This window comes from Companilactobacillus sp. HBUAS56275 (assembly GCF_036913655.1).
Lineage (GTDB): Bacteria > Bacillota > Bacilli > Lactobacillales > Lactobacillaceae > Companilactobacillus > Companilactobacillus pullicola.
Genome location: NZ_JAYKKK010000004.1, coordinates 1 through 12,281, shown reverse-complemented (window position 1 = coordinate 12,281; position 12,281 = coordinate 1). Strand labels below are relative to the sequence as shown.

Genomic DNA, 12,281 nt, shown 5'->3' with positions numbered 1-12,281 from the left:
TTATTTCTCCTTTCTTAAATCAACAAAAATTTTATCCACAATTTGTTTTTGAGTCTTGGATAAATCATTTCCAGTTATGCTGTGGAAAAATTGGTCAACTGTTTCATCTGGACTCAATTCACTAATGTTTTGCACAGCTTGAGTCTGTTTATCTTGATAAATATTCTCATAGTCGAGCTCGACAATGGTTCCGTAAATCTCTTGTAATTGAGCACGAACGTTGATGTGCTTGCTGCGGTCAAAATTCTTCACAGTGATAGCAAACCAGGCTGTATCGATTGGCTGTTTTTTATAAAAAACAGGATCGGTTAAGGTATCCCAATCTTCTTGCAACACAATTAAGTCAGTGTGAGGTTTGATTTCCTTAAAGGTACGGGTGATTTTATCGTCATTGATCTCAACAATATCGACACCTTTGCCCTTATTTTTGATGCGAGCTTCTTTGACATTGAACTTCACAGGACTACCAGAATAACGGATTGTTTCACTTGGAGAAGCGAAGCGAGTATGAATGTGGCCCATCATAACATAGTCAAACATGTTAAATTGATCAGCCGTCAAATTGGCTAGGCCACCGACAGTGGAAGTAGTCTCGCTAGTTAGTTCGATCTTCGTATCCTTATTTGGCGTGACCGCAAAGTGAGTGATGAGTAAGTGCTTCTTATTAGGATCAAACTTCTTTTTGATGTCTTCTAAAACCAGATTCATAGCATCAGTTATCGTATGAATTTTTTGAGTATCTTCTTCAGGAACACCTTGTTGATGGTAGTAAGCTCTGACATCCATTGGATCAAAAAATGGCAACATAAAGATTTGAGCTTCAGGAGTCTCAATAGGAGTGAAGGCTTCACTGACTAAAGTGTTGAGGTGGAAATTATTGTATTCCATCCATTCACGACCGTAATTCAAACGTTTAGCGCCATCATGATTTCCGGAAATAGCGTAAATAGGGAAGTGATGGTCGATATTCATTTCTTTAAACATTTCATTTAAAGTTGTGACGGCATCAACGTTAGGAATGGCACGATCGTAAATATCACCCGCAATGACAATACCGTCGACGTGTTCTTCTAAAGCAATTTTTAAAATTTGTTGGAAAGCGGCTTTTTGTTCATCAAGCAATGAGTAGCCGTTTAGAGTCCGACCAATGTGCCAGTCGGCAGTATGTAAAAGTTTCATATTATTCCTCCGTAAAGATTATATTCTACTTCCTTTGTACGTCGAAAAATTGTTTTTAGCAATATTAAATTACGAAAGGATTTTTAATTCGTATTTGTCTTTTGGAATTGAACGGAATAAAAAAGTGAGTGCTAAGGTTCTAGTACTCACTTTTTTGGTTCATATGTGGTTTTCTTCTGTTCTTAATAACCATGGTTTTGTGCAGAATAGTGGAAATGAGTTCCACAAGCCAGATCCCTGTGCTTTGCCTGACTTCACGAACTGTCTGCTTCGCAGCTAATTCGCAAAGTCTTGCAAATGCTCAGAATCTAAGCGGGCTTGTTCCACTCTCTAATGGAAATGAGCTACGCAGGGGCAACTCCTTCCGGTTAAGTCAACTTTCTCTGCCGGCGCTTCGCTGCCGACTGAGAAAGTAGTCTTAATCCTCGGGAGCTGACCGCCCCTGCTTCGCTCTCTGCTCTAATCGTTCAGATTGTAACGTAACTTCATATGTTCTGAACCCATTGTAACCATGTCTCCGAGTAGCTTAGTTTGTTTCTCAAAGGCTACGTCGGCTAATTTCTTATTAGCTTCTTCAAGATACTTTTCGGCATCGTTTTGGTTGGCGATTTCCTTGTCGGTATCATTTTGAATCTTGCGATATGTACTCATGGCATCTAGTTCATAATCGTTTCTCATATCAACGTATAGATCGTAATCTGTATCGCCTAATAGGGCTGTGGTACAGCTTAACCAGTACATGTTGTTCATGTCGAATTTGCCTGTGGCATTCTTGTATTGTGCTGGTGTGTCGTTTACGTTGGCATAGAATGGTACTACGGTATTAAAGGTATTGGCACCGTATGCTAACCAGTGAATTCCGGCAATTTCTGCGGGAACGTTATTTCTGATTTGTAGAATATGAACGTCGTGGTTTCTGTTGATACCAATTGGTCTGAAGAGCTTCTTTTCAGCTTCGGTACCTGATCCATAAACGTCATACTTAGTATTTTCAAAGTGTGAGCTCAAGACGAACTTAACATCTTCGATGGAAATCTTACGGTTGGCGTGGCAGATGAATGGTAGGTCTTGGTTCATTGGATCATCTGGTGTGTCGTCAGGGCTGAAGAATTTTTGTCCAGACCAAGCACGAGGGTTGTTGTAGACGGTATCTTTAATTGATGAACTACCCAAGATATGTCTTAAGTTATATTGATCGAAATCAGGATTCAAATTGTTTTGATCAATAAGGTCTTTCAAATCAGCTGAACATAGTGTGTCAGTTGAATCAAAGTCGAAATTGTCGATGTTCATACGGTTGGGTGCAACTACATAAGCATCATCAGGAATACGAACAGCTGCCCAGTGATGTCCACCGATTGTTTCTAACCACCAAACTTCTTCGTTATCGGAAAAAGCAATTCCGTTTGGTTCGTAAGTTCCATACTTTTCTAGCAAAGCACCAAGACGTTTAACACCATCTTTAGCACTGTGGATGTATGGAAGAACTACGGTTACAAGGTCTTCTTCACCAAGTCCGTTTTCAACGAATGGGTCCAAGCCTAAGACGCGTGAGTTAGTAGTAATAGTTTCGGTCGCTGACATAGCGATGTTTTCGCTGTTAATACCGGCTGCGGGCCAGATTCCGTTTGTCAAAATTGAGTTAGGAATTGAAGTGTAACGTAGAGGGTTATCAGGCAAAGATACGTTGACTTTACTGATAACTGAAGTGTAATCCTTAGGTTGATCTTCGGGATTAACTACTACAAAACGTTGAGGATCAAGTGCTTCGTGACCATCATCGTTTCTAGAAATAATTGTTGAACCATCAATAGAAGCTTTTTTACCAACTAAAATTGATGTACATGAACCTTTAATACGCTTTTCCATTATTTAAATCGCTCCCTTTATGGTTATTGATAGTTTAATTATAACTGGTTTGACTGGTGAAACCAAATGGACTAATTATTGATCTGTGCATACGTATCATAATACTCATTAATGATTGTGTGGGTAAAAGTTTTGATTTGTTCAGATATCACTACTTCTGGCTTAACTAATAAGGAGTGAATCTGATAAATAAAATACTCTTTTAAGTACTGTTCTCCTTTTTCCAGACTTATTTGATTAGTTCTGACATTATCCAAAATGCCATGAATATTGATTTGATTTTGGAAAAGTAGGAATTCTGCGGAAACATCATTAATAATCAATTGTTGCTGTTGGGCGGCTTGATAATATTTTTCTAAAGCTTGGAAATATTTTTCGTAGCCGTGACTAAATTGACGATACATTTGTGGATAAGCTTGTTTTAATTCAGTTTTGAACAATTCTGTGGTCGAACCCATCAATAAGAGGGAATTCAAAATAGTTGGTAGTAAATTCTCATCCGCAACTTTTGTAGGGATGGGATTTTTTTGTAGAAATTCTAAGTGTCGTTGAACAACTGATTGGACGATCTCATCTTTATTTTTAAAGTAGATATAGAGTTTGGCACGACTGATGCCGGCCATTTTTGCTAAATCTACCATTGAAAAGTTATCGAATCCTTGTATGAGAATGATGTGGTTAAATTTGATAATTAATTCTTCTTTTGGTGTCATGCAATAATACCTCCAAAAATAATTATAACATTTGTTTGACAAAATAGACACTTAATAGTATTATTTGTCTAAATTAAACAAACAGAGGACATAAATTATGAAAAAAGTTATTGTAACAGGTGGTACAGGATTCGTTGCAGGATGGGTGATCGTCGATTTTCTTAATGCAGGATATGAGGTCAGTACTAGTGTGCGCTCAATGAAAAAAACAGATCATTTAGAAAAGGAAATTGCTGGAGAGGTTTCTAAAGATGAAATGAAGAATCTTAGTTTCTTTGAGGCTGATCTAACTAGCGATAAGAATTGGGTAGAAAGTATTAAAGGTGCTGATGGCGTGATCCACGTAGCTTCACCAATGGGGAATGGAATTCAAACGGTTGAAGAATTGGTTAATGTTGCCAAGAATGGAACACTTACAGTTCTAAAAGCAGCTAAAGCAGCTGGCGTTAAGCGAGTAGTAATGACTAGTTCACAGGCAGCATCTACTCCTGAAAGTGGTAGTACCGCCGTTTTGGATGAGAGTTTTTGGACGGATGTTAAGAATCCAGATTTAGATCCTTATCGTATTTCAAAGGTTGAGTCTGAGAAAGCTGCTTGGGAATATGACAAAGAAGAGGGTATGGAATTGACAACAGTACTTCCAGGTGCAATCTTTGGTCCTATTTTGTCAGATAAAGCGGTCAGTTCTAATCGAATTCTGTTACAAATGTTAAACGGATTGCCAATGACACCACATGTTCCGTTAGAAATTTCGGATGTTAGAGATTTAGCCAGGCTGCACCGATTAGCCTTTGAGAATCCCGTTGCTATTGGAAAAAGATACCTAGCTGCTTCTCAAGTATTACAGATGGCAGATGTAGAAAAGATTTATCAGACTAATTTCCCATATAAAAAAATTAAAATCAGAATGATGCCTAATACAGTGACTAAATTATTAGCGCGCTTCGTTCCTAGCTTGCGTGCATTAGTACCAATGTTGGATCGTAAATATCGTCATACGACTGCCGCTGCGGAAAATGATTTGGGCTGGACACAACATAAACCAGAAGAAACAATCATGGATGCAGCTAAAACTTTGATTAAATTAGGACTTGATAAATAATTTTGAAAAAACAATTGACCTAGACCACACTCTAAGTACTATTGTTAAATCGTTGAGAAAAACGAAAGGAACTTAAAAACTTATGAAACAACTAAATATTGGTAACACAAATTGGAAAGCATCAGCTGTTGCATTAGGAATCATGCGCATGGAAGCTTTATCAGCTAAAGATGCAGCCAAAACACTTGAAGCCGCTGTTGAAAGTGGTATTAACTATATTGATTCAGCCGATATCTATGGTATGGGTAATTCCGAAAAAGTTTTCGGACAAGCTATGAAAGAAGCAAACATCTCACGTGATGATGTCTATATTCAATCAAAAGGTGGAATCGTCTTTGATCCAGCTCGTAGTCACGGAAGTTTTGTTTTCGGTAAAAGATATGAATTCTCAAAGAAACATATCATTGAAGCCGTTGACGGAATCCTAGATAGAATGCAAATTGATTATCTAGATTCATTCTTATTGCACCGTCCAGATCCATTGATGGAACCAGAAGAAGTAGCCGAAGCCTTCGACGAATTGCAAAGAGATGGAAAAGTAAGACACTTCGGTGTTTCCAACTTCAATCCCCAACAATTCCAAATGCTACAAGAAGCCGTTGACCAAAAATTATTGATCAATCAATTACAATTCAGTATCGCCCACACAGGAATGATCGATTACGGCATGCACACAAACATGACCGATGCTCGTTCTATAAATCATGACGGAGGACTATTAGAATTCTCCAGAAGAATGGGAACAACAATCCAAGCATGGTCACCATTCCAATATGGGATGTTTGAAGGAACCTTCATCGGCAGTGACAAATTCCCAGAATTGAATGCTAAGTTACAAGAATTGGCAGACAAGTATGGAGTAAGTAAGAATGCCATAGCAGTAGCATGGATCTTAAGACATCCAGCAGGAATTCAAGTGTTGATAGGAACAATGAATCCAGAACACGTAATTGATAGTGCAAAAGGTGCCGATGTGGAACTTACTAAACAAGAGTGGTACGACGTATACTTCGCAGCAGGAAATGACTTGCCTTAGAGAGTGGAACAAGCCCGCTTAGATTCTGAGCATTTGCAGGACTTTGCGAATTGGCTGCGTAGCAGACAGTTCGTGAAGTCAGGCAAAGCACAGGAATCTGGCTTGTGGAACTCGTTTCCACTATAAAGCAGAGAAGCATGGTTATTTAAAAATAGAAGATAACCAGTTAAGAAAAGAACCATGGTTATCTAATCCAGAATCCAAGCATCAAGAAAAAATACAAAAAACCGCTAAACTCTTTTTTTGAGTCTAGCGGTTTTTAAATTATTTAGGTAAATCGATTCCAGCACCAGTAATACCAGAAAGATACTTCTCTAACAAAACATTTTTAACATGGAACTGGGCGCCAGGCTTAGTATAAGTAGCGACCTGAATAACCAAAGTGCCATCAGGTTGGTTGGAGAATCCCACAATATAAGGTTTCTTAGTAATCTGTAACTTCGCCAAATCCAAATCCTGATTGATCTGGTTAATAATCTTAGTGATCTCTTCAAAAGGAGCAGCACTAGAAACTGGAATTTCCATTAGAGCCTGCATATTATTACGGGATTTATTGCTGACGACAGTGATATTGCGGTTAGGGATGTAATTCAGCGTGCCGTCGACACTTTGAATTTGAGTTGTTCGGATACCAACATAAGTGACCTGGCCTTCGACATTATTAACTGTGATCGTATCACCGACACTAATTTGTTGCTCCAAAAGGATGAAAAAACCATTGACCATATCGGAAACGAATCCTTGGGCTCCAAGACCAATAGCCAAACTGAAGATCCCGGCACCAGCAATCAATGTGCCAACAGGAATTCCAATCGCTGATAGTAAAGCGTAGATCCAGAAAAATAATAGGATATATTTAAAAATATTGAGAACTAGAGTATAGATTGTATCAAGCTTTTTAGGGGAAATACCGCGCTTATAATTACGCAGACCAGTTTTAAAGATATGACGAATAATCTTTTTACCGATCCAGTTGATCAAAAGTAAGACGACTGTTAATAGGATCAATTGAAAAACGACCGAAGCAACGTGTTGTAAAACTGATTCCCAGTCGACCTTCAGAAACATTTTTTTAATAAGAGTATTTAAGTTAAGGGATGTGTTCAAAATTTCAGTTCCTTTCAAAAAGTAGCTGAAATAATGATAGCATAAACGAAAAAGCAGCTAAACTGGTCATTAACCAATTTAGCTGCTTTAACTTAATTTAAATAACTCTTAGGAACAAAGTCTTCAACTGCAACGTATAGTTTATCAGACAAATCTTTGTATAATTCGTGTTCGCCAGTTTGCAGTGTGAAGTTCAGATTGTCGCAAGATTCGATCAATTTAATTGCGGCAGCAATCTTTAAATCATCGTGTGAATAGTCGATATCGCTTTTTCCTGTAACGGTGATATCTAATGTCGGCTCATTTTTTCCTAAAGTGTAGTCTTGAATGTTTTCTGTTATCAAAATATATGCCCTCAATCTTTGTATTTCGTTAGGATACACAAGATAACACAGAATAAGTTACATTTATAGACTAGCATACAGATTGTAAATATTGAGTTATAAATGTTGATATATCAAGGATGCTTGTAACTCTAGCTTTTAATTAGGTCATTATATCGGTATAACTAAAGAAAAAGGAGCTGAACGAATGGACTTTGGAGCGCAGATAAAAAAATTACGTACTAGTAAAAATTTGACACAAGAACAATTGTCACAAAAGTTGAATGTTTCACGACAAACAATTTCCAGTTGGGAGAATAATCGTAACTTACCAGATTTAGAAATGGTCGTTACGATTGCCAAAACGTTCCAATTGTCTTTAGATCAGTTAATCCTGGGAGATAAAACGATGACGACAAAATTAATGAATGATAGTAGCGAGGTTAGAAAAATGCGAATTAACTTATATGTAACTATAATTACCATTTTAGCCGGAGTAGGTTGCTTCGTACTATTCAATATGATTGGTTCAACCTTAGATGGTAACGGCGTTTTGCATGAACCATTTTTCCTAGTTCCCATTGGATATCTATTCTTACTAATGGGACTGATCAGTGGATTCATCTACCTATTTAGAAAATTACGTAAACGAAACTAAGATATTTCACTACGCAAAATGTGTTCCATAGCTTTATTGTGGGCCAGCTCGTCGATCAATTTATCCAAATAACGAATTTCTTGAATCAGTGGATCTTGGATGTTCTCCACGCGAATACCACAAATAGACCCTCGGATTAATGTAGTATTCTCGTTGATATGTGGGGCATTCTGGAAAAAGCTAGCTAGACTGGCGCCACTTTGTATTTGTTCCAATAACGTTTGATCGTTATAACCAGTTAACCAATAGATTATCTGGTTAACTTCGGATTGTGAGTGACCTTTGCGTTCGACTTTTTTGACATAAAGTGGGTAGAGATCACGAAATGCCATTTGGGTGATGTCTTTCTTCTTCATAATTACCTCCATTAACCTTTTTAGTTAGTGTAACAAAATAAAGTGAGTTAGGTTGTGGTTCGAACTCGGGTGCGAGGTTAATATCAACTGACATGGTTTAAGTATGCCGTCGTTCGCAGAAAATATGTGGGCCACTGGAACGTGGTGGACACGGCTTGAAGCTAATAATTTTGCACTTCGCGCAAAATTATGGATCTCCAAGTCCGGTCTTCTACTAACCTTGCTTTGCAAGCTAAGTAGAATTTCACCACTTAGGGCCCACATATTTTCTGCGGACGACTATATCTCGGGTTCTAAAATTATTGATTAAAATTGCAGTGTTTGGATAACTATTGGTTTCTTATGATGAGATAGATATTGCATATAGTCAGGAGCAATAAGATCGATTGGTCTCAGCCGTGAAAGCATATTTAACAATTTATCGGCTATTAAAAAAGTTTGGCTAAAATACAGATTAACGAAATAACTTTAAGTCACTACTGTCTAATATTTAAAAACTTACAAACAATAGAAATACTCTTTAGTCCGGAGCAAAAATTGGGAATGCGTTCAGCTATGAGATTATTGTTACCGGCTATGCCGGTTACAATAAGGCCGACTTCGAAGATCCATTATTTTGCGCAAAGCGTAAAATAATTAGCTCCGAATCGCGCCCATAGCGTTCCAACAGCATTCCCAATTTTTGTGGAGGACGGCATCATCAGCAACTATAACCAAATTTGAATAAGAAAAGTGAGTTAACGCCTGAACTTTGATTTAGTATGGTAAAGTAGATTTACTCAGACAATAGAAGGGAAACAAAAATATGACATATCCACAATTGGATTTAGAAAATGCTACTGGTAGTGTAGCAACGATTAAAACAAATCACGGGGTAATCAAGGTTCAACTATTCGATGAATTGGTTCCTAAGACAGTTAAGAACTTTATCGAATTGGCCCAAAAGGGTTACTACAACGGAATTATTTTTCACCGTGTGATTCCTGACTTCATGATTCAAGGTGGAGATCCTACTGGTACTGGTGCTGGTGGTGAAAGTATCTACGGTGCAAGCTTTGAAGATGAATTTAGTGACCAATTGTATAACCTAACGGGTGCTCTATCAATGGCTAATGCCGGTCCTAATACTAACGGTAGTCAATTCTTTATCGTTTCAAACGAAAATATGCCTAAGCGTATGATTAAGGAAATGGCTAGTGCTGGTTATCCTGAAGAAATTATTGCTGCTTACAAGAATGGTGGTACTCCTTGGTTGGATCATCGTCACACTGTCTTTGGACAAGTTATTGAAGGTATGGACGTGGTTCAAGAAATCAGTCGTGCTAAACGTGACGGTAATGACAAGCCTAAGGAAGATGTTGTTATGGAAAGTGTTGAGATCAGTAAGTAAGACTTGTTTCTTGGAGAAATGAAGTTGTTAGTTCTTGATAGGTATTTTTAAAATAAGAATTCTTGAGAAAAACTAGATTGATGGGATGTTCAATTTTGAATCCTGGAAAATCTAGTTTTTTTAATTTCCCATTTTTAACTTCATCACTGACGAGTGATTCATAGATGAAAGTCACACCGGAGATCTGTTTGAGTAATTCGATGATGGTGTTGGGACTGGCTATTTCCATTACTTTGTTGAAGTCGCTGATCTTGTAATTTTGTGTAGCTAACCAATTTTCGAAAATGTTGCGGCTGCCTGAGCCGGGTTCTCTGATGAGCAATGTTTGATTAAAGAGGTCTTCGATTGTTGAGATATGAAGTTGTTGTGGGGAAATACAGACGAAGTTTTCTTTTTGTAGGAAAAAGGAGTCGAATTCGTCGGTGTCAAAGTTACCTTCAACTAAACCAAAATCAATCTTCCCGTCACGAATGTTTTGCAGAATGTGGTCGGTATTCTTAATTTCGGTAGTTGAGATCTCAATTTTATCGGTTATATGATTGAGAAACTTTGGTAGAAGGGTGGAACTGAGTGACAGTGTGCAACCCATGTTAAATTTAGCGGGTGTTTTTAATGAATTCAGAACCTTTTCACTTTCAAACTCAACTTGTTTAGCGTAGTCAGCTAATTTCTGACCAATATCGGTTAAGTGGATTCGATTGTGATCACGAATAACCAAAGAGAGATTCAATTCATTTTCGAGCGAGGTTATTTGTTGAGAAACGGCTGGTTGAGTGATAAATAATTCTTGGGCAGTCTTGGTGAATGAGTTGGTATCAGCTAAGACGACCAGGGTTTGATAACGTTTATCTAACATAATGGCTCCTTTGATAAATTTTGCTTATGCAAAACTAATAAATACTAATTTTTACTTATGCTAATTATATATTATCCTCTTTAACAGGGAGGATTCACTTATGTATTTAAAATTTTTTGAAAAAAGCTTCTATTATGCATTCTTTATGACCTTATTATGTTCAATAGTCGGTAGCTTCTTAGGTGGGCTACCATATTTAACCGTAATCGGTGCGTTAGTTCTTTCATTGATGCTGGGAATGATGTTTCAACTATATCGTCCAGCGATTCAAAAAGCAGAAAGTGGGATTGGGTTCATTTCCAATAAGTTTTTACGCTTGGGGATTATCCTATTAGGATTCAAGTTGAATTTAATCGATTTGGCACACGCTGGAGTGAAGACGATTCTCTTCGCGATGGTTATCGTCAGTGGAATGATCGTATTGACTTATAACATTGCTAGAAAATTTGGTGTCAGCAAACGATTGGCTATTTTGACTGCCAGTGGAACTAGTATTTGTGGTGCTGCCGCTGTTATGGGTATTTCACCACAGATCAAAGTTTCTAAAGAGCAGGAAGCCGCTAAGCATAATGATGAAGTATTGGCTGTAGCAATCGTAGCTATCTTGGGAACGGTATTTACTTTAATTGAAATTGCCATCAAGCCACTATTGCATATGACTTCAATGCAGTTCGGAGTTATGGCTGGTGGTTCACTGCATGAAATTGCCCATGCGATTGCAACAGGTAGTGCTGGTGGGTCAGTTAGTTTGAGTGCTGCAATCATTACTAAGTTGTCTCGAGTATTACTATTAGCACCAGCCGCTTTAATAATTGGTATTTGGTATCAACATCAGGATAAAACTAATGATGGTGAAAAAGGTAAATTACCGATACCTTGGTTTATGGCAGGATTCTTATTAGCTAGTGTGATTGGTACCTTTGTTCCTATGTCTGCTGGTTTATTGAACTTGCTAGTTAAGTTAGCTTATTTAGTTCTAGGAATGGCAATGGCTGCTTTAGGGATGAGTGTTAATTTTAAAGCCTTTCTAAGTAGTGGTCGAAATGCGGTATTAGCTGCATTGTCAGCTTCAGTGATTTTATTGACCTTTGCTATTGTAGTAAGCAAAACATTCTTCTAAAATGCGTACTTTCCTCATTGGAGAGTGCGTTTTTTGTTTGTTGAGGAAATTTTAAAAATCAATTGACCAGTTTGGTAACTGTGATAATGTAAGATACATAATGTCATATCGAAGTTATATCCGCTAACTAATAGGAAGAAACAGAATCAGTTTTAATTAATTTACAGAAAATTGAGAAAAATAATAAAAAGGGGTTGCAACGTCGTAACTGAACGGGTAATATATATCTTGTTGTTGCGACAGAGCAACGGCGTCAACGCTTTGGAGCTTAATTGCTTCTCCGTTGATTCCAAATTATTTTAAAGAAGTGCTTGACATGTTCTTGTTACTTCGATATGATAATTAAGTTGTCTGTTGGATGACTTCTAACTCTTATCAATTCGTTGATAATTAGTTAGAAAAAATTATTTTAAAAAGTTCTTGACAAGCTTTTGTCTCCTTGATAGAATAATTAAGTCGCTGATGAGCGTAAGCGCTTAATCAGCTGGTAGACCTTTGAAAACTGAACAAAGTTTTAACACTAAAATTGTGTAGGCCAACATTTATTTGTTGGATTTACAACGAAGTCAATT

General features: G+C 37.5%; 12 protein-coding genes. 5 read left to right on the top strand and 7 right to left on the bottom strand.

From position 1 onward, the window contains the following. The 3 genes from U8526_RS08620 to U8526_RS08610 form a co-directional block, all read right to left on the bottom strand. The gene (locus U8526_RS08620; RefSeq protein WP_334341557.1) at positions 1 to 1,179 is read right to left on the bottom strand and encodes an exonuclease SbcCD subunit D; all 1,179 of its coding nucleotides are present in this window, start codon (positions 1,177 to 1,179) and stop codon (positions 1 to 3) included. A gap of 459 nt (positions 1,180 to 1,638) precedes the next feature. Further along, the gene (locus tag U8526_RS08615) at positions 1,639 to 3,048 is read right to left on the bottom strand and encodes a C69 family dipeptidase (RefSeq protein WP_334341556.1); all 1,410 of its coding nucleotides are present in this window, start codon (positions 3,046 to 3,048) and stop codon (positions 1,639 to 1,641) included. 71 nt (positions 3,049 to 3,119) lie between these two features. Then, positions 3,120 to 3,761, bottom strand: a complete 642-nt coding sequence (locus U8526_RS08610; RefSeq protein ID WP_334341555.1) for a TetR/AcrR family transcriptional regulator — start codon at positions 3,759 to 3,761, stop codon at positions 3,120 to 3,122. 97 nt (positions 3,762 to 3,858) lie between these two features. On the opposite strand from U8526_RS08610, the gene U8526_RS08605 reads away from it, so the two are divergent. Both U8526_RS08605 and U8526_RS08600 read left to right on the top strand, forming a co-directional pair. Next, positions 3,859 to 4,863, top strand: a complete 1,005-nt coding sequence (locus U8526_RS08605; RefSeq protein ID WP_334341554.1) for an NAD-dependent epimerase/dehydratase family protein — start codon at positions 3,859 to 3,861, stop codon at positions 4,861 to 4,863. Between the two features lie 82 nt (positions 4,864 to 4,945). After that, a complete protein-coding gene (locus U8526_RS08600; protein WP_334341553.1) occupies positions 4,946 to 5,899 on the top strand; it encodes an aldo/keto reductase in 954 nt (317 codons plus the stop codon). A gap of 264 nt (positions 5,900 to 6,163) precedes the next feature. On the opposite strand, the gene U8526_RS08595 is transcribed toward U8526_RS08600, so the two are convergent. Both U8526_RS08595 and U8526_RS08590 read right to left on the bottom strand, forming a co-directional pair. After that, entirely contained in the window at positions 6,164 to 7,006 is an 843-nt protein-coding gene (locus U8526_RS08595; RefSeq protein WP_334341552.1) for a mechanosensitive ion channel family protein, read from the bottom strand. Positions 7,007 to 7,098: 92 nt separating this feature from the next. Further along, entirely contained in the window at positions 7,099 to 7,350 is a 252-nt protein-coding gene (locus U8526_RS08590; RefSeq protein ID WP_334341551.1) for a hypothetical protein, read from the bottom strand. 187 nt (positions 7,351 to 7,537) lie between these two features. Between U8526_RS08590 and U8526_RS08585 the strand changes: the two genes are divergently transcribed. After that, complete coding sequence (locus tag U8526_RS08585; RefSeq protein ID WP_334341550.1) at positions 7,538 to 7,987, top strand: DUF3955 domain-containing protein; 450 nt, start codon at positions 7,538 to 7,540, stop codon at positions 7,985 to 7,987. Here the strand turns inward: U8526_RS08585 and U8526_RS08580 are convergent. Then, complete coding sequence (locus U8526_RS08580; RefSeq protein ID WP_334341549.1) at positions 7,984 to 8,343, bottom strand: DUF2200 domain-containing protein; 360 nt, start codon at positions 8,341 to 8,343, stop codon at positions 7,984 to 7,986. The two genes, U8526_RS08585 and U8526_RS08580, sit on opposite strands and share 4 nt — an antisense overlap. A gap of 805 nt (positions 8,344 to 9,148) precedes the next feature. Between U8526_RS08580 and U8526_RS08575 the strand changes: the two genes are divergently transcribed. Beyond that, positions 9,149 to 9,733 (top strand): peptidylprolyl isomerase, encoded by a 585-nt coding sequence (locus U8526_RS08575; RefSeq protein WP_334341548.1) that lies wholly within the window; start codon positions 9,149 to 9,151, stop codon positions 9,731 to 9,733. Here U8526_RS08575 and U8526_RS08570 read toward each other — a convergent pair. Next, positions 9,723 to 10,589 (bottom strand): LysR family transcriptional regulator, encoded by an 867-nt coding sequence (locus U8526_RS08570; protein WP_334341547.1) that lies wholly within the window; start codon positions 10,587 to 10,589, stop codon positions 9,723 to 9,725. The genes U8526_RS08575 and U8526_RS08570 overlap by 11 nt on opposite strands. A 100-nt stretch (positions 10,590 to 10,689) precedes the next feature. Between U8526_RS08570 and U8526_RS08565 the strand changes: the two genes are divergently transcribed. Further along, positions 10,690 to 11,709: a YeiH family protein gene (locus U8526_RS08565; protein ID WP_334341546.1), complete on the top strand. Its 1,020-nt coding sequence runs from the start codon at positions 10,690 to 10,692 to the stop codon at positions 11,707 to 11,709. Positions 11,710 to 12,281: the final 572 nt, after the last annotated feature.

Excerpts from the sequence above, each read along its gene's own strand:
- U8526_RS08615 (WP_334341556.1), bottom strand. The coding sequence starts at position 3,048 with ATGGAAAAGCGTATTAAAGGTTCATGTACATCAATTTTAGTTGGTAAA.
- U8526_RS08570 (WP_334341547.1), bottom strand. The coding sequence starts at position 10,589 with ATGTTAGATAAACGTTATCAAACCCTGGTCGTCTTAGCTGATACCAAC.
- U8526_RS08580 (WP_334341549.1), bottom strand. The coding sequence starts at position 8,343 with ATGAAGAAGAAAGACATCACCCAAATGGCATTTCGTGATCTCTACCCA.
- U8526_RS08575 (WP_334341548.1), top strand. The coding sequence starts at position 9,149 with ATGACATATCCACAATTGGATTTAGAAAATGCTACTGGTAGTGTAGCA.
- U8526_RS08620 (WP_334341557.1), bottom strand. The coding sequence starts at position 1,179 with ATGAAACTTTTACATACTGCCGACTGGCACATTGGTCGGACTCTAAAC.
- U8526_RS08605 (WP_334341554.1), top strand. The coding sequence starts at position 3,859 with ATGAAAAAAGTTATTGTAACAGGTGGTACAGGATTCGTTGCAGGATGG.
- U8526_RS08600 (WP_334341553.1), top strand. The coding sequence starts at position 4,946 with ATGAAACAACTAAATATTGGTAACACAAATTGGAAAGCATCAGCTGTT.
- U8526_RS08585 (WP_334341550.1), top strand. The coding sequence starts at position 7,538 with ATGGACTTTGGAGCGCAGATAAAAAAATTACGTACTAGTAAAAATTTG.
- U8526_RS08610 (WP_334341555.1), bottom strand. The coding sequence starts at position 3,761 with ATGACACCAAAAGAAGAATTAATTATCAAATTTAACCACATCATTCTC.
- U8526_RS08565 (WP_334341546.1), top strand. The coding sequence starts at position 10,690 with ATGTATTTAAAATTTTTTGAAAAAAGCTTCTATTATGCATTCTTTATG.